We start from the raw sequence: 21771 nt of genomic DNA on the forward strand, positions 1-21771 counted from the left end.
ATATTCCAGCGGTATTACAGTTTATTAACAGCCAGAGGCTTGCCTGCTTATCAATGCATTATTACGGGCACGCAAAATGCCAGCGTGCTTTCGCACGCCGGCATTGATTACTCTGGCGGCCGCAGGCTTACCGTCTGCAGTCAGTCTGCCGTCTGTACCGTCCGCACATCGGGGGTCCATCCCCACGCATCCAGCATCACGTTGAACAGCTGCGTGCCGGGGAAGTAACCGCGCACCCGATGGGCGCCAGCGCCGGTGGCCAGAACCATCACCTCTTCGGCGGTATGGGTGCGGTTGATCATCACGTTCTTCAGCCGGACGACATCGTCGCGGGCGCCGGACTGCTTCCATTCTTCGTAACCAGCCAGCAGCGGCTCGCCGCGCTGGCCGCCATCCACCTGCAGGCCGAATGAGTGGTCGGCGGTGAACAGCAGCAGGGTGTCTGCCAGGTCCACGCGCTGCTCGACTTCGGCCATCAGACGGTCGAGATCAACCACGTTCTGCAGGCCCTTGCGTACGTCGTCGGTGTGCGCATCCCATTCGACCATCAGGAAATACCCTTCCGGCGAATCCTGCAGCAGCTCCAGGGCGCGCAGGGTGGCGGCGTGCACGTCGATGCTGTCGGCGACTACCACCGGGCGTGGATTGGAGGCATCCACTTCGTCCAGGGACGCGTAGATCGGCCGGTCGTGGCGGCTGGCCAGTTCATCGAAGCCGGTACCAGCCTCGGCCAGCAGGCCGCCGATCCGCTCACGGCCCGCCCCCATCAGTACGTCCACGCCGTCGCCATAGCGCGGAGTGAAGGCCTGCATGAAGATCTCGCCCTGCTTGCCGCGGTCGTTGGAGTGGGCGTAGGTGGCGCCCGGAGTGGCGTCGGCGATCGACTGTGTGCTGATCACGCCGGTGCGCAGCCCGCGCTCTTCGGCATATTCGAGCACCGTCTTCATCGGCGTGCCGTCGCGCTCGCCGCGCACGGCGTCCGGCCCCTGGCTGATCACGCCGTTGCGCGTCTTCACCCCGGTCATGATCGACGACATGCCGTTGGCCGAGTCGGACTTCCACTGGTCCACCGGTGACATTTCGCTCAGGCCCAGATGCGGCCACTGCTGCACATGCAGGCTGAGCGGCTCGCCATACCCGTGCAGGCTCGCCGCATGCACGGTCGGCACGCCCGCCGCGTCGGCGAGGAACACGATGACGTTCTTTGCGCGCGGCTCCTGGCTCGCGGCGGTGTCTGCATCGGCGGCATATACATTGGCAAAGGCGCAGGTGGCAGCAATCAGCAGGGCTGCACGCAGCCGTGGAAATGAGCGATGGCCCATTGGGAACTCCTGTGGGAATGGCCCACAAGTGTGCTGACCCATTGTTGCGGGACAAAGTCGCCGGGGACCGGGTGTCATAATCGGCACGATCACGGGCGACGGTGCCCGATCGGCTGAGGAGAGTGGATTGGACGCGAGTACGCTGCTTGAAACCATCGAGCGTGAAACCGGCCCGGACCCGCGCTGGGCGGTGATCTGGCTGCACGGGCTGGGTGCCGACGGCAATGATTTCGTGCCGCTGATACCGGAGCTGGTGCGCCCGGAATGGCCCGCGATCCGGTTCGTGTTCCCGCATGCGCCGGTCCGTCCGGTCACCATCAACGGCGGCGCACCGATGCGCGCCTGGTACGACATCCGCGAGCTCGATCTGGCCAATCGGGCCGATGAGCAGGGGGTGGCCGAGTCGGTCACCCAGGTGGAAGCGCTGATTGCGCGCGAGCAGGCGCGCGGCATTCCCGCGTCGCGGATCATCCTGGCCGGGTTTTCCCAGGGCGGGGCGGTGACCCTGGCCGTCGGGCTGCGGCGCAGCGAGTCGCTGGGCGGGCTGGTGGGCCTGTCCACCTACATGCCGACCGCGCAGGGTGCACAGGCGGCGCTGGTGGACGGCGCGCAGCGCCAGCCGGTGTTCATGGCCCACGGCAGCGAGGATCCGGTGGTGCCCTACCTGGCCGGCAAACAGAGTTCGGCATTGCTGCGGCGGCTGGGCTTCGAAGTGGACTGGCACGTGTACCCGATGCAGCACTCGGTATGCGGCGAGGAAATCCGCGACCTCGGCAACTGGTTCAACGCGCGCCTGGCGCAGGGCTGAATCATGGATCGGCGCAGGGAAAAAGCGCCGGCAGAAGGCGGGACGGAATTCGAGATCGGCGCCGGCCCGTCGTGGCTGCCGGACCTGTGTCGGCTGCCACGGCTGGCGGCCATGCTGGGATTGGCCCAGCTGGTGGTCGTGGTGGTGGCGATGATGCCCGACGGCGCGCCGGGCTGGACGCTGGGCCGCTTCCTCTCGGCCAGCGGCTACGCGCTGTGGCTGGCGCTGGCCGTATCGGTGCTGCTGTGCCTGTCGCGACGGGTCCTGTCGCGCTTCCCGCGCCGCATCGGCGCCGTGGCTGCGGTGGCGCTGGCCGCACTGGTGGCAGGCATCGCGGCCGCGGTGGTGCATGGCCTGTTCGTCAGCGTAGGCAGCGGCGCGGAGGACTGGGCCTGGCCGTCGCTGCGGCGATTCGTCATGGGCTCGAGCGGCGTTGTAGCGCTGATCACTGCGCTGGCGCTGCGCTATTTCTATGTCACCGATCGCTGGCAGGCCCAGGTCAGTGCGAGCGCCCGCGCCGAGGCCGATGCGCTGCAGGCGCGGATCAAGCCGCATTTCCTGTTCAACAGCATGAACATGATTGCCGGACTGTTGCCGCGCGATCCGGAGTTGGCCGAACGCGCGGTGCTGGATCTGTCGGACCTGTTCCGTGCAGCGCTTGAGGCCGGTGAAGTGGATTCCACCCTGGCCGGGGAAGTACAGCTGGCCGAGCAATATCTGGCCATCGAGCAGCTGCGCATGGGCGACAGGCTGCAGGTGCGCTGGCAGCGGACCGGCCAGTTGCCATGGGACCTGGTCATGCCGCGGCTGGTGTTGCAGCCGCTGCTGGAAAACGCCGTGCTGCACGGCATTTCCCGCCTGCCCCAGGGCGGGCTGGTTGAAATCAGCATCGAGGCATCGTTTTCCCTGCTGCTCGTGCGCGTGCGCAACCCTTCGCCGCCTCCCGACCGGGCTGGCCGCGGGGCCGGGCATGCGCAGCGCAGCATCGGCCACCGCCTGGCGTATGCGTTCGGGCCGCGGACGCGGATGACGGGCGGCTGGTCCGCTGGCTACTATGCGTGTGAAATCGAATTGCCGCTGGAGGGGGCTCGCGGCGCAGGGGAGGGGAAATGAAAGTCGTGATCGTCGATGACGAGCCGCTGGCGCGCGAGCGCCTGCGCGGGCTGCTGTCCAGGCTTCCAGGCGTGGAGGTGGTGGCTGAAGTCGGTGACGGACAGGCTGCCCTGCACGCCAGTGCCGAACATGGGCCCGAACTGGTGCTGCTGGATATCGCCATGCCGGGCATTGACGGGCTGGAGGTGGCCCGTCACCTGGCGGCGTTCGAGCCGCGCCCGGCGGTGGTGTTCTGCACGGCCTACGATGCCCACGCGCTGAAGGCCTTCGAGGCCGCGGCGGTGGACTACCTGGTCAAGCCCGTGCGCCTGGAGCGGCTGGAGGCGGCGATCGAGCGCGCCCGCACCTTCAACCTTGGCCGTGACCAGGCGGCCGGACTGTCGGAACAGGCGCGCGAGCGAACCCATCTGTGCGCCCGGCTGCGCGGCAGCCTGCGACTGATCCCGATCCAGGACATCCACTACCTGCAGGCCGACGAGAAGTACGTGGTGGTCCATCACGCCAACGGTGAGGATCTGATTGAGGAATCCCTGCGCTCGCTGGAGACCGAGTTCGGCGAGCGTTTCCTGCGCATCCACCGCAACTGCCTGGTGTCCCGCCAGTACCTGATGGAACTGCGCCGCGAGCCCGATGGCCAGTCAGTGGTCCTGCTGCGGAATGTGGCCGCCCCGCTGGAAGTCAGCCGCCGCTGCGCCGCCCAGGTCCGCGACGCGATTCAGCTTCTGTAGGAGCAGAATGGCCCCGGCCGGTGGCGACAGGGATAATGGGCGGATGAAAACCATCCGCATCGCTACCCGAAAAAGCCCGCTTGCCCTCTGGCAGAGCGAATACGTCGCCGACCGCCTGCGCGAGGCGCATCCCGGTCTGGAAGTGGAGCTGGTGCCACTGTCCACCCGTGGCGACGAGATCCTGGACCGCCCGCTGGCGGCGATTGGCGGCAAGGGGCTGTTCCTGAAGGAGCTGGAAATCGCCATGCTGCGCGGCGAGGCCGATTGCGCCGTGCATTCGCTCAAGGACGTGCCGATGGAGCTGGAGCCGGGCTTCGCCCTGCCGGCGATCCTGGCGCGCGCCGACCATGCGGATGGCTTCATCAGCCCGAAGTACGAATCGCTGCAGGACCTGCCCCAGGGCGCGCGGGTGGGCACCTCGTCGCTGCGCCGCCAGGCCCAGGTGCGCGCGCTGCGGCCCGACATTCAGCTCGGCGACCTGCGCGGCAACGTCAACACCCGCCTGGCCAAGCTGGACGCCGGCGAGTTCGACGCCATCATCCTGGCCTGCGCCGGCCTGCAGCGGCTGGATCTGGATGCCCGCATCCGCGGCCGCCTGGACATGCCGGCGTGGCTGCCGGCGCCGGCACAGGGCGCGATCACGATCGAGTGCCGCGACGACACGCCCGAGCTGGCGGAGCTGTTTGCCGCCCTGGACGATGCCCATACCCGCACCTGCGTGGAGGCCGAGCGGGCCATGAACCGTGCCCTGCACGGCAGCTGCCACGTGCCGGTAGCGGCCATGGCCACCCTGGAAGGGGAGCGTCTGACGCTGGTCGGCATGGTGGGCGATGCGGAAACCGGCCGCCTGATCCGCGCCGAAGCCGTCGGCACCGCGGGCGCTCCGGAGGCGCTCGGTGCTGAAGTGGCGCAAATGCTGCTGGCGCAGGGTGCCGGCGAGCTGCTGCCGCCGGCGCCGTGAGCGCTTACTTGAACGTATAGACCAGGTTGATCGTGCTGAGCGTGTCGGTGCGCTTGATGCCGGCACTCTCGTCCACGTCGCTGTTGTGGCGGAACTGCAGTCCGGCCTTCAGCGCCAGTGCCTCGTTCATCGCCACCGTCAGGCCCAGGTCGTTCTGGGCGAAGGTGTTGTCGCTGCCCGCTTCCACCAGCAGGGTATTGGTCAGGCGGGTGTTGTCGGTCAGGTTGCGGCCGAAATCCATCAGCCCGCGCACGATGTAGTCGCTGTTCACGTCCTGCGTGCTGGCCTCGCGTGCGCGCCGGTAGCCGGGGCCCATTTCGACCAGCAGGAAGGTGGCGTCATCGTTGAAGAAATGGTGGCCGTAGCCGAACGAGAACGTGCCCTGGTAATCGTTGGTCGCGTAGTCGTCGCGCTCGTAACGCGCGGCACCGAACCAGTTGTGGACCTGATCGACCTTGATCGATGTGCTGCCGCCGATCTGGTAGCGGTTGGCGCTGGTCTGGTAGAGGGTCTGCGAGGTGCCGTCGGCGTCCACCACGGTCACATCCGCCTTGGCGCGCAGCGCCGATACGGTGAGCTGATGCTTGCTGCGTGAATCCTCCTGCACCAGCAGCAGGCGGGTGTTGAGGTTCTCCGACTGCCGGTTGCCGCGGGTCATGGCGAAGCCCAGCTCGCCGGTCGCGGACCAGACCGGAGGCTCGGCGCCGGGATAGGGCGCGTCCTGGGCAAACACAGGGGCGACAACGGGGGCCGTCAGGGCGAGGGCAAGGGAGGCAAGCAGGAAGCGTTGGCGCATGGCGGCGGAAACACCCGGTGTGATCACGTGCGAACAGGTCATTATGCGTGCTCTGGCTGGCAGCCCCAACTCACAGAAGTCATGGTCGGCAGCCGGCGTCGCTTCAGGGAACACCCTCACGGATAGAACGGGAAGAAGCGCGGGATCAGGATGATCGCCGAGATCCAGAAGATCACGTTCAGCGGCATGCCCACCTTCACGAAGTCGCTGAAGCGGTAGCCGCCGGCGGTGTAGACCATGGTGTTGGTCTGGTAGCTGATTGGCGTGGCAAAGCTGGTGGATGCGGCAAAGGCGACGGCGATCAGCAGCGGCTTGGGGTCCACGCCCATCGATTCGGCGGTGGCCAGCGCGATCGGTACCACCAGAACCGCCGAGGCGTTGTTGCTCATCACCTCGGTCAGTACCGATGTCATCAGGTAAATGGCCGCCAGCGTGGCCAGCGGGCCATACGGCCCCAGCACGTCCAGCAGCAGGTCGGCCACCATGGTGGCGCCGCCGGTTTTCTGCAGGGCGATCCCCAGCGGGATGATGCCCGCCAGCAGCAGGATCACCTGCCAGTCGATTGATTCGTAGGCTTCATCCGGGGTCATCAACTGCAGTGCCACCAGCGCCAGGCAGCCGACCAGGGCGGACGCCACGATCGGCAGCCAGCCCAGCGCCGCCACTCCGATCGCGGCGAACATGATCAGTGCCGAAATGATGGCCCGCCGCGGTGCGACGCGCTGCTGCGCACGCTCGCCCAGCACGATCATGCCGGGGTCCGAGCGCAGCGCGTCGAGCGCGTCGGCCGGGGCGTCGAGCATCAGCACATCGCCCACCGACAGCGGCACCCGGTCCAGCGGCACGCGGATGGCCAGCTGGCGGCGGTGGATGCCCTGCACGCGGGCGCGGTAGGTATGGGCAAAGCGCATGCCGTGCAGGGTGCGCCCGATCAGGTGCGAGCCGGGTGCCACCATGGCCTCCACGTGCAGCCGCTCCTGGCGCGTGGCCTCGGTTTCCTTCGGTTTTTCGCCTTCAGGGGTGTCGGGCACGGGCGGCGGCGCCCGGTCAGGCGCCTTGGGAACGCGGTCGAACTTGCACTTCATCGCCTTGCGCGTGGACTCGATCCGCGGCCAGTGTCCGCGCAGCAGCAGGCGGTCGCCGGCCTGGATGGTGACGTCCGGGTCGCGCTGGGCCACGCCGTGGCGCAGCACTTCCAGCAGCTCCACGTCATCGATGCTGTCGGGCAGTGCGGTGCGCGGCGAGGCGCCGATGATGGGTGTTTCCGGAGGCACCACCAGTTCGGCGATGAAGCGCCCCACGTGCTCGGTTTCGCCGGGTTTGGCGGTGCCGCGATTGGGCAGGATCCACCAGCCCACAGTGACCAGGTACACCGCGCAGATGCCGACGAAAATGATGCCCAGCGGGGCAAATTCAAAGATCGTGAAGCCGACCCCGGCCGCATCGCGGGCCATCGAATCGACCAGCAGGTTGGTCGAAGTGCCGATCAGCGTGCACACGCCCGCGGTCTGGGAAATGTAGGACAGCGGGATCAGGAACTTGGATGGGGCCCAGCCGTTGGCCGTCGTAGCCACCAGCACCAGCGGCAGGAACACCGCCACGGTGGCGGTGTTGTTGATGAATGCCGCAACGCTGACCACCAGCCCCAACATCACCAGCAGGAACAGCCAGCGGTAGCGGATCCGCGAGAGCAGATCGCCGATCGCCACCAGCGCGCCGTTGGCCTTCAGCGCGCCGCTGAGCACGAACATGCAGGCCACCATCACCGTGGCCTGGTTGCTGAAGCCCGACAGGGCTTCGGGCACGCTCAGCACGCCCAGCACCAGCAGCGCGGTCATCACCAGCAGCGCCACCACGTCCACGCGCAGCTTTTCGGTGATGAACAGGTAAACCGCCACCAGCATGACGGCGATCGTGATCAACAGGCTAAATGGCAGATCCATTCGTCTATATCCGGAAACATGCCTTTCCGCCCTTGCGGGCCCCCGGCAAACAGGGGCAAGGATATCCGCAGCCGTGCCGGATGTGGATCCGCGCCGCGGGCCGGTGGGATACTCCGCCCTTTCCTGCGCTGCAAAAAGGGGATGGCTTGGCCAGTCCGGAGTCTTCGCGTTTCGATGTCGTCATCATTGGCGGCGGCGCCAGCGGCGCCCTGGTTGCGGCCCGGCTGCTGGAGGCCGGACCTGCCGGCGGCCGCGTGGCGCTGGTGGAAGCCCGGCCGGAGGTGGCCGAAGGCGTGGCGTATTCGACCCGCCGGAGCGAGCACCTGCTGAACGTGCGCGCCGGCGGAATGAGCGCATTTGACGAGGCGCCCTCGGATTTCGTGGACTTTCTGCGCGGCCTGCCGGAGCACGCCGGTGGAGATCACGCCAATGAGGCCCCGGCCGCCCTGGCAACCCGCTTCATGCCGCGCATGACCTATGCGCGCTATCTGCAGGCAGTGCTCAGCGGCCGTCCGGACCAGGAGCGGCTGAGTCGCATCACCGATGCCGCCGTGGACGTGGCGCCGGTGGAGGGCGGGTTCGCGGTTGAGCTGGCTTCCGGCGGGCAGCTGCATGCCGCGGCGGTGGTGCTGGCGGTCGGCAACCGGCCGGCGCGCCTGCCGCTGGGGAAGGGGTCCGGCGACGCCGGGGTGCCGTCCATCCAGGCTTGGGATTATCCGGCGGTGGCCGCGATTCCCGCCGATGCCGACGTATGCATCCTTGGCGCCGGCCTGAGCATGGTGGACGTGGTGCTGAGCCTGGAAGCCAACGGCCACCGTGGCCGGATCACCTCAATATCGCGCAGTGGGCTGATACCGCTGGCCCACGCGGCGCCGGCGCCAGCTGCCGCGCTCGATCTGCCGGCGCTGCTGGCGATGGATCTGCGCGCCCGCACCCGCGCGCTGCGCACCCTGGCCGCCAGCGAAGTGGTGCAGGGGCGGCCCTGGCACGGAGTGATGGATGCGCTGCGCCCGCACGTGCAGTCCCTGTGGACCAGCCTGGATGAGGCCGGGCAGCGCCGCTTCCTGCGCCATCTGGTGCGCTTTTGGGATGTGCACCGCCATCGGATCGCGCCGGAGGTGGCCAGCCGGCTGCAGGCCGCGACTGCGGCCGGGCGGCTGCAGCGTGTGGCCGGCCGCCTGGTGGCGGTGGAAGCCGGGTCGCCAATGCAGATCTGCTGGCGTCCGCGCGGCGGGGATCAGGTGCGCCAGTTCAAGGCCGATGTGCTGGTCAACGCGCTGGGCATGGACAAGCGGATCGCGGGCGGTACCGGCCTGCTGGCGAGCCTGCAGGCGCGGGGGCTGATGCAGCCTGGCCCGCACCACATGGGCGCCGCCACCCGCGGCGACGGTGCGGTGCTTGGCGCCAACGGCGAGGCAGTGCCCGGGCTGTGGACGCTGGGCGTGCTGCGCATCGGCGATCTGTGGGAAACCATCGCCATGCCCGACCTGCGCGGCCAGGCGCAGGCCGTGGCAAAGGCCGTGCAGGATCATCTGCGCGGCCGCTGAGCGGTCGCTCAGTCCGGCGCCTGGATGGTCAGCGACGGATCGTTGAAGCGCGAATAACGCATCGTGGCGGAGCCTTCGCCACCGTCCACCTGCATCTGCCGCGGCCAGCCGTTGCTGTCGACCCACAGCATGACTTCGGTGTCTGGCTGGTCGGGATGGATGATCCGGTACTTGTTGGCCGGGGTGCCGTCGAGCACATCGCTGCCGGCGGCCTCGATCCGGGCGTTGTCCTGGGTTTCGCGGATGTGCGCCTGGTCGCGCATCTGGTCCAGGGTGCCGGCCGGCAGCGGCACGCGCATCACCCGCCCGCCCATCTCCATGTAGACCTGGTTGCCGATGATGGTCTGCGCCGGGGCGCCCGGAATCATCATCCGGTAGCGGTCGGGGGCCACGTGCTGCATCTCGATCTGGCCGGCTGCGCCCGATTGCGGGGCATCAATATGGATGACGTAGCTGCTGGCGTCGGCAAGCTTTGCCACGGCGCGGGTCACGTCGTCGCGGGGTGATGCCGTGGCCGTGGCGGCAAACAGCAGCGCGGCAACGCCGGCAAAAGTGAAGAGCTGGCGCATGGAACAGACTCCGTCTGGAAGGGTTGTTCTTGTTTACGGGGTTGGGGCCACGTTGGGGACATCGCGCCCAGTCAGCGCCGGAATCTGCCCATAATCGGCGCATGGACAGATACGAACGCATCCTTTCGCTGCACCGCACGCTCAAGAACGCCCGCACCCCGGTCACCGTGGCCTGGCTGCAGGACGATCTGGGCTGCTCGCGGGCCACGGTCTACCGCGACCTGGCCTTCCTGCGTGATGCGCTGATGGCGCCGATCACCGGTGACGGCGAAGCGGGCTTTCGCTACGAACCCGAGGAAGGTGGGCGTTTCGAGTTGCCGGGGCTGTGGCTGAGCTCGGACGAGTTGCACGCCCTGCTCGCCGCCCAGCAATTGCTCTCACGCAGCGCGGGTGGGGTGCTGTCCAGCGCGCTGGCGCCTTTGCAGCAGCGCATCGAGACCCTGCTCAACACCCATTCCAGCGGCAAGGAGTGGCCGGTGGAGCGCGTGCGGGTGATCCCCCATCACAGCCGGCGGATGGACGAGCAGGCGTTCCGCTTCGTGTGCTCGGCGGTGCTGGAGCGCAGGCAGCTGGCGTTCGAGTACGAGGCCCGCTCCACCGATCAGAAAACCCGGCGCACCGTATCGCCCCAGCGCGTCACCCATTACCGCGGCAACTGGTATCTGGACGCCTGGGACCAGGAGCGCGAAGGGCTGCGCAGTTTTTCGGTGGATCGCATCAGCAAGCCCCGGATGCTGGATGCGCCTGCGCGCGATATCGACGAGCAGGAGCTGGATCGCCACCTCGCCGGCAGCTACGGGATTTTCTCGGGCGAGCCGCGCGGCTGGGCCACCATCCTGTTCAACCGGCGCGCCGCGCGCTGGGTGGCCGACGAGCACTGGCACTCGCAGCAGCAGGGCCGGATGCTGGCCGACGGCAGCTATGAGCTGAAGGTGCCCTACAGCTCACCGCGCGAACTGCTGATGGACGTGCTGCACTACGGTGCCGACGCGACCATCATCGAGCCGCAGTCGCTGCGCGAGCAGGCCCGGGCGTTGCTGGCCCTGGCGCTGTCCAACTACGAGCAATAGCGTCGGGGGCATGGCCCCGGCCGGAGCGCGGATCGAGGGTCGCAGACTGTGCGACCGGGGAGGGCGAAGGTGTGGCCATCAACCACTTTCCGGAGCCCGCCATGCACAGTGTCATCAATTCCCGTTGCCCTGCTGATGTGAATTCCAGCCGCTTTCTGCGCCAGGTGCTGCTGGGTGCGGCGTTCCTCGGCGTGGTGGCAGTGATATCGCTGCCCGCGGCACGTGGGGCCGGGCCAATCGGGTGGATGCCGCTGTGGCTGCTGGGCATGCCTCTGTGCGCGCTGGGCACGCTGGCGCTGCGAAATCGCTCGCGGCAGTCGGGATCGGCAACTTAAGACAGGTCCCGCCTGCCCCGGGCTGTGCTAGCGTTTCCGGTTTGATATCAGACCGGAGTTGGCCGCATGTCCCCGATTTCACGATTCTGCCTCGCCGCGGCGATTGCCGTTGGGCTGGCCAGCTGTTCCGCCGGAGCAGGCGAGGCCAACCAGGGAGAAACCAACGTGGCAGCAGATCCCCACCAGTGGCTGGAAGATGTGACCGGGGACGACGCCCTGGCCTGGGTGCGCGAGCAGAACGCCGTCGCCGAGGCCGAACTGGCCGATACCGATGAATTCCGCCGGCTCGAGGCCGAGCTGCTGGCCATCTACGACTCCGACGACCGGATTCCCGGCGTGTCGAAGATGGGCGATTACTACTACAACTTCTGGCGCGACCAGAACAACGAGCGCGGCATCTGGCGTCGCACCACGCTGGAGGAATACCGCAAGGACCAGCCGCAGTGGGAACTGCTGCTGGACCTGGACGCGCTCAACGCCGCCGAAGACGAGAACTGGGTCTGGCACGGCGCCAACTGCCTGCGTCCTGACTACGACCGCTGCCTGATCGCGCTTTCGCGCGGCGGCGCCGACGCCGACGTGACCCGCGAGTTCGACCTGGCCAACAAAACCTGGGTGGAAGACGGCTTCTTCCGTGAAGAGGCCAAGGGCGGTCTGGCCTGGATCGACCGCGACACGGTGTTCGTCTACACCGATTTCGGCGACGGCAGCATGACCGAGTCCGGCTACCCGCGGATCGTCAAGGAGTGGAAGCGCGGCACGCCGATGGAATCGGCCGAGGTGGTCTACGAAGGCCAGCCGGACGACATGTACATCAGCGCCCGACGCGACCTGACCCCGGGCTTCGAACGCGAGTTCGTCAGCCGCACCCTGGCGTTCTACAACGACGAGCTGTACCTGCGCGGCGATGACGGATCGCTGACCAAGATCGATGCCCCGAATTCGGCCAACAAGTTCGCGGTGCGCAACTGGATCGGTTTCGAGCTGCGCGAGCCGTGGGAAGTGGGCGGCAAGACGTATGCGGCCGGCTCGCTGCTGGTCTCGGACTTCGACGGCTACATGGCCGGCGGGCGCGAGTTCGATGTGCTGTTCGAGCCCAGCGACACCACCTCGCTGGCCGGGCTGACGATCACGCAGAACCACGTGGTCATCAACGTGCTGGATGACGTCAAGAACCGGCTGACCGTGCTCACCCCGGGTGAGGATGGCTGGGCGCGTGCGCCGTTTGCTGGTGCGCCGGAACTGGGCACCGTGGGCGTGGGTGCGGTGGACAGCAATGAATCCGATGCGGTGTGGCTGACCGTCACCGACTACCTCACCCCCAGCACCCTGATGCTGGCCGACCTGGCTACCGGCGGCGCGCCGGAAGAGCTGAAGTCGATGCCGGAGTTCTTCGACGGCTCCACCCACGTGGCCGAGCAGCACTTCGCCACCTCCGAGGACGGCACCCGCGTGCCGTACTTCCTGGTGCGTCCGAAGGGCATGCAGGCCGACGGCACCAACCCGACCCTGCTCTACGGTTACGGCGGCTTTGAAATCTCGCTGACCCCGGGCTATGCCGCGGGCGTGGGCAAGGCCTGGCTGGAAAACGGCGGCGTGTACGCGGTGGCCAACATCCGTGGCGGCGGCGAGTACGGTCCGCGCTGGCACCAGGCGGCGCTGAAGCAGAACCGCCACAAGGCCTACGAGGACTTCGCCGCGGTTGCGAAGGACATGATCGAGCGCGGCATCACCTCGCCCGAACACCTGGGCGTACGCGGCGGCAGCAACGGCGGCCTGCTCACCGGCAACATGCTCACCCAGTACCCGGAGCTGTTCGGCGCGGTGGTGATCCAGGTGCCGCTGCTGGATATGCAGCGCTATCACAAGCTGCTGGCTGGCGCCTCGTGGATGGCCGAGTACGGCAACCCGGATATCGCCGAAGAGTGGGAGTACATCCAGACCTTCTCGCCGTACCACCTGTTCGACCCGGCGAAGAAGGACTACCCGCCCACCATTCTGCTCACCTCCACCCGCGATGACCGCGTGCACCCGGGCCACGCCCGCAAGATGCACGCGCTGATGAGCGATGCGGATGCGGACGTGCGCTACTACGAAAACATCGAAGGTGGTCACGGCGGCGCGGCCAATAACCGCCAGGCCGCGCATATGGATGCGCTGTTCTACACCTTCCTGTGGCAGCAGCTGGGCAACCAGTAACCTGGTGTCCGTAACCCCCGGTAGGAGCGCCTCACAGGCGCGAAGCCGCGTTAATCCTGTCGTGCGGAACGGCTTCGTACACTTCGTACTGTCCGAAGCCCCGCCCGACGCCAGAGGTCACGCGGCTTCGCGCGCATGGCGCGCTCCTACCCATGTTGACGTTGTTATCTGACGGAAAACCCCCATCCATGAAGCTTCCCCTGTCCTTCGCCCTGGCTTTGCTGATGACTACCGCCTGCACTCCTTCCGCCAATGACGCGGAAGCTTCCACCGCTGCCGCCACCGACTCCGCCACCGTGCCGGAGCCGCCAATCGCCGCGCTGCGTCCGCACCAGGTCACCTCACCGCACGGCGCGGTGCGCGATGACGAGTACTACTGGCTGCGCGATGACACCCGCGAAGACGCGGACATGCTGGCCTACGTCAACGCCGAGAACGCCTACGCCGATTCGGTGATGGCTTCCAGCAAGCCGCTGCAGGGCAAGCTGTACGAGGAGATCGTGGGCCGCATCCGCCAGGACGACAGCTCGGTGCCGTTTCGCGAGCGGGGTTACTGGTACTACTCGCGCTTCGAGACCGGCAAGGACTACCCGATCTACGCGCGCCGTGCGGATGCGGAAGGCATCGACGCGCGCTCCATCCAGCAGACCAACGACGCCGGCGATTTCGCCGCCGAGCAGGTGCTGCTGGACGTAAACACCATGGCGGAGGGCAAGGACTACTTCTCCGTCGCCAACTACGAAGCCAGCCCCGACAACCGCATCCTGGCCTGGGCCGAGGATGACGTAGGCCGCCGCCAGTACGTGATCCGCTTCAAGGACCTGGAGACCGGCGAGACCTTTGAAGACGAGATCCGCGGCGTGTCCGCCGGCCTGGTGTGGGCCGACGACAACCGCACCCTGTTCTACGTCGAGAACGATCCCGAGACCCTGCTCACCGTGCGGGTCCGGAAGCACGTGCTGGGCACGCCCGCTTCCGAGGACGTGCTGGTCTACGAAGAGAAGGACGACAGCTTCTACATGGGCATCGGCCGCACCCGCGACGATGAATTCATCTGCATCTACGTGCAGAGCACCGTGGCTTCGGAAATGCGCTGTGCTCCGGCCGCCGACCCGGCCAGCTTCACCGTGCTGGCCGATCGCGAGCGCGACGTGGAATACGACGCCGACCATCACGGCGGCCGCTGGGTGATCCGCACCAACTGGGATGCGCCCAACTTCCGCGTCATGACCGCCCCCAGTGACGCCACCTCGCGCCAGCAGTGGCAGGACTGGCTGGCCCACAGCGAAGAAGTGTTCATCGAGGATGTCGAACTGTTCGACGGCTTCACCGCCATCGGCGAGCGCTCGGAAGGGCTGGAGCGCGTGCGGGTGATCCGCGCCGACGGCGACGAGGAATACGTAAAGGCCGATGAGCCGGCGTACTCGATGGGCCTGAGCACCAACTCCGAGCCGGATACCGAGTGGCTGCGCTACGGCTACACCTCGCTCACCACCCCGGCGACCACCTACGAGATGAACGTGGTGACCGGCGAGCGCCGCGAGCTCAAGCAGCAGCCGGTGATCGGCTACGACCCGGAGCAGTACACCACCGAGCGCCTGTGGGCGACCGCCCGCGACGGCACGCAGGTGCCGGTGTCGCTGGTGTACCGCAACGGCTTCGAGCGCGACGGCACCGCCCCGCTGCTGCAGTACGGCTACGGCAGCTACGGCATGTCGATGGACCCGGGCTTCAACCTGCCGGTGGTCAGCCTGCTGGATCGCGGCGTGGTGTACGCCATCGCCCACATCCGCGGCGGCCAGGAGATGGGTCGCAAGTGGTACGACCAGGGCAAGCTGTTCAACAAGATCAACACTTTCACCGATTTCATCGACGTCACCGATCACCTGGTGGCCAAGGGCTATGCGTCCCCTGACCGGGTGGCGGCCTACGGCGGCAGCGCCGGCGGCCTGCTGGTGGGTGCGGTGGCCAACATGGCGCCGGACAAGTACCGGGTGATCCTGTCGCAGGTGCCGTTTGTTGACGTGGTCACCACCATGCTCGACCGCGGCATCCCGCTGACCACCAACGAGTACGACGAGTGGGGCAACCCGGAGCAGCCCGAGGCCTACCGCTACATGCTCAGCTACTCGCCCTATGACAATCTGGAAGAAAAGGCCTACCCGGCCATGTTCGTCGGCACCGGCCTGTGGGATTCGCAGGTGCAGTACTGGGAGCCGGCCAAGTACGTGGCCCGCCTGCGGGTGCTGAACACCAGCGACCAGCCGGTCGTGTTCCGCACCAACATGGACGCCGGCCACGGCGGCAAATCCGGCCGCTTCCGTCGCTACGAGGAACTGTCGGAAATGTACGCCTTCCTGCTCAACCAGCTCGACGTCGACTGAGCCCTGTATCCCCCGCGTCGGCCGCGTAGGGCCGACCTACGGAACCATCCATCGGCCTCGGTATCATGCGGCCCATGAATCCGCCCGTCCGCTTCCGCTGGGCCTGGCTGCTGCTGGCCTACGCCATGCTCGGCCTTGGCCTGCTGGGCGTGGTGCTGCCGGGGCTGCCGACCGTGCCGTTCATCCTCGCCGCCGCCTGGGCAGCCATGCGTGGATCACCCAGGCTGCACGCCTGGCTGCTGGCGCACCGCTCCTTCGGGCCGATGATCCATAACTGGCAGGCGCATGGCGCTGTCACCCGCCGCTCCAAGGTGCTCGCCCTCGGCTCGATGGTGCTGTGCGCGGTGGTGCTGTTCGTTTTTTCCCCCGTGCTCTGGGCGGCGATGGCCGGTACCGGAGTGATGGCCATCGTGGCGGTGTGGCTGTGGCGGCGGCCCGAACCACCGGCGCCTGTTTCCGCCAGCGGAGCGGGGCGGAAATGAAGGCTGCTGGATTCCGTGCCGCCTGTCCTGCCGCTACACTGCCGGAATGAAACCGACCCGCCTGTCCGCACTCCTGCTGCTCCTGGCCGCGCTGGCCCTCGCCGGCTGTGGCAACAAGCACGACCTGTTCATGCCGCCCCCGCCCGATGACGACGAAATGATCGACGACTTCGGCGACGAGGACCTGCAGGACGAACCCGCACCGCTGATTGATCCTGACCCGGTGGACGAGCCCGATATGGACGACGGGGAGCCGGAATTGCCGCTGCCCGTACCGACCGGTGACGACTGAGGCTCCAGGCCTTCCCGGCTCCACGCATATGCGCTTCACCAAGATGCACGGCGCCGGCAACGACTTTGTCGTGCTGGACCTGCGTGACGGCCGCCCGCCGCCCACGCCGCAGCTGTGCCGGGCGCTGGCCCACCGCCATACCGGCGTCGGCTGCGACCAGATCCTGACCATCGAGCCGGCGCGCTCGCCCGGCGCCGTGGCTGCCTACCGCATCTGGAATTCCGACGGCCAGCCGGCCGGGCAGTGCGGCAATGGCGCGCGCTGCGTGGCCGCGTGGCTGCTGCAGGACGGCGCTGCCCAGGCGCCGGCGTTCTCTGTGGACAGTCCCGCAGGCCTGCATGAAGTCACCGTGCTGGCGGACGGCCAGCTGCAGGTGGCCATGGGCGTTCCCGATTTCGCCCCGGCCGCGATTCCGCTGGCTGGATTCGATAGCCCCGAAGACGCCTATCGCCTGCAGATCGATGACGCCACGGTCGAATTTGGTGCGGTCTCAATGGGCAACCCGCACGCGGTGATTGAAGTCGACGATGTCGATACCGCACCGGTGGCCCGGCTGGGGCCTGCACTGCAGCAGTCGCGCAGCTTCCCTGATTCGGTCAACGTCGGCTTTGCCCAGGTGATGGATGCGGACACAGTGCGCCTTCGCGTTTACGAGCGTGGCGCAGGCGAAACACTGGCCTGCGGCAGCGGCGCCTGCGCGGCTGCGGCGGTGCTGATGCGGCGCGGGCGGGTGGGGCGGAACATCGCGGTGCAGCTCCCTGGCGGTACCCTGCACATTGCCTGGCCCGGCGATGGCGAACCCATCATGATGGCCGGACCGGCCGCATTTGTATTTGAAGGAGAGTGGATCGCATGACCGAGACCGTCGAAAAGATCGGCGCCCACGAAGTGGCCGCCTGGCTGCGCCGGCACCCGAAGTTCCTGCAGCAATTCCCGGACCTGGCGCTGAGCATGATCGTGCCGCGCGATGACGGCCCGGCGGCCTCGCTGGCCAGCTACCAGCTGGAAGTGCTGCGCGACAAGAACCGCGAGCTCTCACGCCGGCTGCAGGACCTGTTCGCGATCTCGCAGGAAAACGAGCGCCTGGCCGTGCGCACCCACCAGCTGACCCTGTCGCTGATGCGCCAGGCCACCGCCGCCGACACCGTGCGCGCCATGGCCGCCTCGCTGGCCGAGGACTTTGCCGGGGATCTGGTGCGGATCGTGCTGTTCCAGCCGCTGCCGGGGCTGGAGAACACCGACTGGCTGCAGGTGATCACCCGTGATGACCGGCTGCTGCAGCCGTTCACCGATTTCCTCAAGGAAGGCGAACCGCTGTGTGGGCGTCTGCATCCGGACAAGCAGGCGGTGCTGTATGGCGAGCGGGTGGAAGAGGTCAATTCCAGTGCGCTCCTGCCGCTGGAGGGCTGGGGCCTGGTGGCCATCGGCACCCACGATCCCAACCGCTTCTACCCCGGCATGGGCACCCTGTTCCTGCGCATGATGGGCGATGCCCTGGTCGCCGCCCTCCAACGTTTCGATGCCTGAAGGCCAGCCTCGCACTCGTAGGAGCGCGCCATGCGCGCGAAGCCGCGTGAGATGACCGCGCCCACCGACCTCATCGCGCCGGCGCAGCCTTTCCTCGACCACCTGCAGTTCGAGCGCCGTGCCTCCACACACACGCTGGATGCCTACCGCCGCGACCTCACCACCCTGTGCACCTGGGCGGCAAAGCAGGGCGCGGAGGTGGAGTCACTGGATGGCGCCGCCATCCGCGCCTTCATCGCCGCCGAACACCGTCGCGGCCTGTCGCCGGCCAGTCTGCAGCGCAGGCTCTCGGCCTGTCGCGGCTGGTACGGCTGGCTGCTGCGCAACGGCCGGATCACCGCTGATCCCACCGCAGGTATCCGCGCGCCCAAGGCCAACCGCAAGCTGCCACAGGTGCTGGACCCCGACGAAGCCAAGGCCCTGGTGGAAGTGCCCACCGATGTGCCGCTGGGCCGGCGTGACCGCGCCATGCTGGAGCTGCTGTATTCATCCGGCCTGCGCGTAAGCGAGCTGTGCCAGCTGCGCTGGCGCGACCTGCAGTTGGATGACGGCCTGGTCACCGTGCTCGGCAAGGGCAACCGCCAGCGCATGGTGCCGGTGGGCTCGCATGCCCGGCGCGCGCTGGAAGACTGGCGCGCGGAAAGCGGCGGCAGCAATGATTCGCCGGTGTTTCCCGGTCGCGGCGGCGGGCCGATCAGCCCGCGCAGCGTGCAGGCCCGCATGCGCCTGCTGGCCCAGCGCCAGGGTCTGTTCAAGCGCGTGCATCCGCATCTGCTGCGGCATACCTTCGCCAGCCACGTGCTGGAATCCTCCGGCGACCTGCGCGGCGTACAGGAGCTGCTCGGCCACTCCGACATCGCCACCACCCAGATCTACACCCACCTGGACTTCGGCCACCTGGCCCGCGTCTACGACGCCGCCCACCCCCGCGCCCGCCGCAAACCCGATCCCACGTAGCTCCGCACCCTTGTATCAGCCGGGCCCGACCCCCAAACAGGGGGTTCAACCCCCGGAGGCCGCATGGACCCCAGACAGAACCCCCACGTCTTCCACGCCACCACCATCGTGTCGGTGCGCCGTGGTGACAAAGTCGCCATCGCCGGCGACGGCCAGGTGACCCTTGGCAACACCGTGATGAAGGCCAACGCGCGCAAGGTGCGCCGCCTCGGCAGCAACGGCCAGGTGCTGGCCGGTTTCGCCGGCGCCGCCGCCGACGCCTTCACCCTGTTCGAACTGTTCGAATCCAAGCTCGAAAAGCACGGCCAGCTGCTGCGCGCCGCGGTGGAATTCGCGAAGGACTGGCGCACCGAGCGCCGCTTCGGAAAGCTCGAAGCCCTGCTGGCCGTGGCCGACAAGGAAACCTCGCTGGTCATCAGCGGCACGGGCGATGTGATCGAGCCCGATGACGGCGTGGTCGCCATCGGCTCCGGCGGCCCCTACGCACTTTCGGCCGCCCGCGCGCTGGCCGCCCATACCGACCTGGACCCCAGGACCATTGCCGTGGAGGCGATCAAGATCGCCGGCGAGGTGTGCATCTACACCAATGGCAACGTCGTGGTGGAGGAACTCTGATGGCTGACAACAACTCGTCCACCATGACCCCGCGCGAGATCGTGCAGGAGCTGGACCGCCACATCATCGGCCAGACCGACGCCAAGCGCGCCGTGGCCATTGCGCTGCGCAACCGCTGGCGCCGCATGCAGCTGGCCGAAGATCTGCGCAACGAGGTCATGCCCAAGAACATCCTCATGATCGGCCCCACCGGCGTGGGCAAGACCGAGATCGCGCGGCGCCTGGCCACCCTGGCCAACGCCCCGTTCGTGAAGGTGGAAGCCACCCGCTTCACCGAGGTCGGCTACGTGGGCAAGGACGTGGAGCAGATCATCCGCGACCTGGCCGACACCGCGGTCAAGATGTTCCGCCAGCAGGCCAAGCAGCGCATGCGTACCCGGGCGGAAGAAAACGCCGAGGACCGCATCCTCGACGCTCTGCTGCCGCGCCGTGAAACCCCGGCCCCGGGCTTCGGCTTCGGTCCCTCGCAGCAGAGCGCCACCGTGGATATCGGCGCCGAGCCTTCCAGCCAGGATTCGGAAACCCGCCGCAAGCTGCGCCAGCGCCTGGCCGCCGGCGAACTGGACGACCGCGAGATCGAACTGGACCTCAGCATGGGCGGCGGCGTCGACATCATGACCCCGCCGGGCATGGAGGAAATGGGCCAGCAGCTGCGGCAGATGTTCTCCAACCTCGGCGGCGCCAAGACCCAGAAGCGCAAGATGACCATCCGCGCCGCGCGTCCGCTGCTGATTGAGGAAGAGGCCGGCAAGCTGGTCAACGAAGATGAAGTGCGCGAGGCCGCCATCGAGGCCGCCGAGCAGCACGGCATCGTGTTCCTGGACGAGATCGACAAGGTCGCCCGTCGCAGCGAAGGCGGCGGCAGCGGTGCCGACGTCAGCCGCGAAGGCGTGCAGCGCGATCTGCTGCCGCTGGTGGAAGGCTCCACCGTCAGCACCAAGTACGGCCCGGTCAAGACCGACCACATCCTGTTCATCGCTTCGGGCGCGTTCCACATGGCCAAGCCCAGCGACCTGGTGCCGGAGCTGCAGGGCCGCTTCCCGATCCGCGTGGAGCTGGACGCCCTGACCAAGGATGATTTCGTGCGCATCCTCACCGAGCCCAAGGCCGCCCTGACCACCCAGTATGTGGAGCTGCTGAAGACCGAGGGTGTGGAGCTGGAGTTTGGTGACGACGCCATCGATCGCCTGGCCGAGATCGCCGCCCAGGTGAACGAGCGCCAGGAAAACATCGGTGCACGGCGTCTGCATACGGTGCTTGAGCGGCTGCTCGATAGCCTGAGCTATGAGGCGCCGGATAAGACAGGAAAGGTGGTGATCGACCGCGCCTACGTGGATGAGCACCTGGGTGGGCTGGTAGAGGATCCGGATTTGAGCCGGTATATCCTCTGAGCTACCTACCCTGTCAGGAGAAAGCCCGCCAATTGGCGGGCTTTTTCATGGATATTCTCCCGAGTCCGGGGCTGCTTCTTCGATTTTCCTCGCCGTGACCTGAGGGGCCCCGCCGCGGCCGGGAGGCCTTTGCGCTCCATGTCCCCCGGCCTGCGCCTACGGCTACGGCCTCCTCCTTTACTTACGCGCAAAGGCCTCCCGGCCACGACGGGGCGCGGCTTCGGGGCACACTTTCCCTTGATTGGGAGAAAAGCCTTTTCATTGGGGGTGATTTGCCCGAAGGGAAGGGCGGTGCTAGCGTCTGGTCGGGGCTGTTGTCGGTCCAATGCTCGTTGGCTTGGCAGTCGCGATCCCCGCATGGTTTATTGCGGGTGGCGCCATCTATTGGACAATATTCACTGCAATTTCCTCAGCCATCGTTGCTGCAATCGGATATTTTATTTTCCACTTCTTCGTGCGCCTTGCAAGCTAGTTCATTCGAGACACGTCTAACAATTCGCTCAAGCCAAAACTGCTTAAATCAGGTGTTAATAGGGCCTTCATTAGAGTGTGCGTTGAACAAACATGATTCCAGCCACGTGTTTGATTGACATTTTCGATAAGCAGCTTCTACCGAGGACTCTCCGCCTCACGAGCGGATCTCCGGATTTTGGGGCCGGCACCGTCATCGAGATCATTTGCACGGACCTCAGCGCAACCGTCGTTGCGGACGTTCCCGTGCCGCTCACCTTT

The 21771-nt window shown here is 67.2% G+C and carries 20 protein-coding genes; 16 read left to right on the forward strand and 4 right to left on the reverse strand.

Annotated features, from left to right (window positions below; translation table 11 throughout):
* Positions 1–140: 140 nt before the first annotated feature.
* Positions 141–1322 (reverse strand): alkaline phosphatase, encoded by a 1182-nt coding sequence (locus tag WCE59_RS05775; protein ID WP_343257780.1) that lies wholly within the window; start codon positions 1320–1322, stop codon positions 141–143.
* 142 nt (positions 1323–1464) lie between these two features.
* On the opposite strand from WCE59_RS05775, the gene WCE59_RS05780 reads away from it, so the two are divergent.
* The 4 genes from WCE59_RS05780 (at position 1465) to hemC (ending at position 4932) form a co-directional block, all read left to right on the forward strand.
* Positions 1465–2130 (forward strand): alpha/beta hydrolase, encoded by a 666-nt coding sequence (locus tag WCE59_RS05780; protein ID WP_343257915.1) that lies wholly within the window; start codon positions 1465–1467, stop codon positions 2128–2130.
* A 75-nt stretch (positions 2131–2205) separates the two neighbouring features.
* Positions 2206–3243: a sensor histidine kinase gene (locus WCE59_RS05785; protein WP_449284122.1), complete on the forward strand. Its 1038-nt coding sequence runs from the start codon at positions 2206–2208 to the stop codon at positions 3241–3243.
* Positions 3240–3971, forward strand: a complete 732-nt coding sequence (locus WCE59_RS05790) for a LytR/AlgR family response regulator transcription factor (protein WP_343257781.1) — start codon at positions 3240–3242, stop codon at positions 3969–3971. The genes WCE59_RS05785 and WCE59_RS05790 overlap by 4 nt, the downstream gene beginning before the upstream one ends.
* 43 nt (positions 3972–4014) lie before the next feature.
* The gene (gene hemC, locus WCE59_RS05795; RefSeq protein ID WP_343257782.1) at positions 4015–4932 is read left to right on the forward strand and encodes a hydroxymethylbilane synthase; all 918 of its coding nucleotides are present in this window, start codon (positions 4015–4017) and stop codon (positions 4930–4932) included.
* Positions 4933–4936: 4 nt separating this feature from the next.
* Here hemC and WCE59_RS05800 read toward each other — a convergent pair whose 3' ends face one another.
* Positions 4937–5728, reverse strand: coding sequence for a DUF481 domain-containing protein (locus WCE59_RS05800; protein ID WP_343257783.1), 792 nt, complete (start codon positions 5726–5728; stop codon positions 4937–4939).
* A gap of 116 nt (positions 5729–5844) precedes the next feature.
* Positions 5845–7671 carry an SLC13 family permease gene (locus WCE59_RS05805; RefSeq protein WP_343257784.1) on the reverse strand — a complete coding sequence of 609 codons (1827 nt, stop codon included), beginning with the start codon at positions 7669–7671 and terminating at the stop codon, positions 5845–5847.
* 146 nt (positions 7672–7817) lie between these two features.
* On the opposite strand from WCE59_RS05805, the gene WCE59_RS05810 reads away from it, so the two are divergent.
* Positions 7818–9218 carry an FAD/NAD(P)-binding protein gene (locus WCE59_RS05810; RefSeq protein WP_343257785.1) on the forward strand — a complete coding sequence of 467 codons (1401 nt, stop codon included), beginning with the start codon at positions 7818–7820 and terminating at the stop codon, positions 9216–9218.
* Between the two features lie 8 nt (positions 9219–9226).
* Here the strand turns inward: WCE59_RS05810 and WCE59_RS05815 are convergent, their stop codons facing one another.
* Positions 9227–9787: a LolA family protein gene (locus WCE59_RS05815; RefSeq protein WP_343257786.1), complete on the reverse strand. Its 561-nt coding sequence runs from the start codon at positions 9785–9787 to the stop codon at positions 9227–9229.
* A 101-nt stretch (positions 9788–9888) separates the two neighbouring features.
* Between WCE59_RS05815 and WCE59_RS05820 the strand changes: the two genes are divergently transcribed.
* The 11 genes from WCE59_RS05820 to hslU all read left to right on the forward strand — a co-directional run bounded on the left by WCE59_RS05820 (position 9889) and on the right by hslU (position 21039).
* Positions 9889–10857 (forward strand): helix-turn-helix transcriptional regulator, encoded by a 969-nt coding sequence (locus WCE59_RS05820; protein ID WP_343257787.1) that lies wholly within the window; start codon positions 9889–9891, stop codon positions 10855–10857.
* Positions 10858–10994: 137 nt separating this feature from the next.
* Positions 10995–11192, forward strand: a complete 198-nt coding sequence (locus WCE59_RS05825) for a hypothetical protein (RefSeq protein WP_343257788.1) — start codon at positions 10995–10997, stop codon at positions 11190–11192.
* 66 nt (positions 11193–11258) lie between these two features.
* Positions 11259–13391: a prolyl oligopeptidase family serine peptidase gene (locus WCE59_RS05830; RefSeq protein ID WP_343257789.1), complete on the forward strand. Its 2133-nt coding sequence runs from the start codon at positions 11259–11261 to the stop codon at positions 13389–13391.
* A gap of 188 nt (positions 13392–13579) precedes the next feature.
* Positions 13580–15775 (forward strand): S9 family peptidase, encoded by a 2196-nt coding sequence (locus WCE59_RS05835; protein ID WP_449284116.1) that lies wholly within the window; start codon positions 13580–13582, stop codon positions 15773–15775.
* 74 nt (positions 15776–15849) lie between these two features.
* Complete coding sequence (locus WCE59_RS05840; protein WP_343257790.1) at positions 15850–16257, forward strand: YbaN family protein; 408 nt, start codon at positions 15850–15852, stop codon at positions 16255–16257.
* Between the two features lie 46 nt (positions 16258–16303).
* On the forward strand, positions 16304–16549 hold the full coding sequence (gene lptM, locus WCE59_RS05845) for an LPS translocon maturation chaperone LptM (protein ID WP_343257791.1): 246 nt from the start codon (positions 16304–16306) through the stop codon (positions 16547–16549).
* A gap of 28 nt (positions 16550–16577) precedes the next feature.
* Positions 16578–17405 carry a diaminopimelate epimerase gene (gene dapF / locus WCE59_RS05850; RefSeq protein ID WP_343257792.1) on the forward strand — a complete coding sequence of 276 codons (828 nt, stop codon included), beginning with the start codon at positions 16578–16580 and terminating at the stop codon, positions 17403–17405.
* Positions 17402–18076, forward strand: a complete 675-nt coding sequence (locus WCE59_RS05855; protein WP_343257793.1) for a DUF484 family protein — start codon at positions 17402–17404, stop codon at positions 18074–18076. Before dapF ends, WCE59_RS05855 begins: the two co-directional genes overlap by 4 nt.
* 30 nt (positions 18077–18106) lie before the next feature.
* Complete coding sequence (gene xerC / locus WCE59_RS05860) at positions 18107–19033, forward strand: tyrosine recombinase XerC (RefSeq protein WP_343257794.1); 927 nt, start codon at positions 18107–18109, stop codon at positions 19031–19033.
* A 63-nt stretch (positions 19034–19096) separates the two neighbouring features.
* On the forward strand, positions 19097–19648 hold the full coding sequence (gene hslV, locus WCE59_RS05865; protein ID WP_343257795.1) for an ATP-dependent protease subunit HslV: 552 nt from the start codon (positions 19097–19099) through the stop codon (positions 19646–19648).
* Positions 19648–21039, forward strand: a complete 1392-nt coding sequence (gene hslU / locus WCE59_RS05870; protein WP_343257796.1) for an ATP-dependent protease ATPase subunit HslU — start codon at positions 19648–19650, stop codon at positions 21037–21039. Before hslV ends, hslU begins: the two co-directional genes overlap by 1 nt.
* The last annotated feature ends 732 nt before the right edge of the window (positions 21040–21771 follow it).

The organism is Luteimonas qiangzhengi, from assembly GCF_039548515.1.
In the GTDB taxonomy this organism is placed as follows: Bacteria; Pseudomonadota; Gammaproteobacteria; order Xanthomonadales; family Xanthomonadaceae; genus Luteimonas.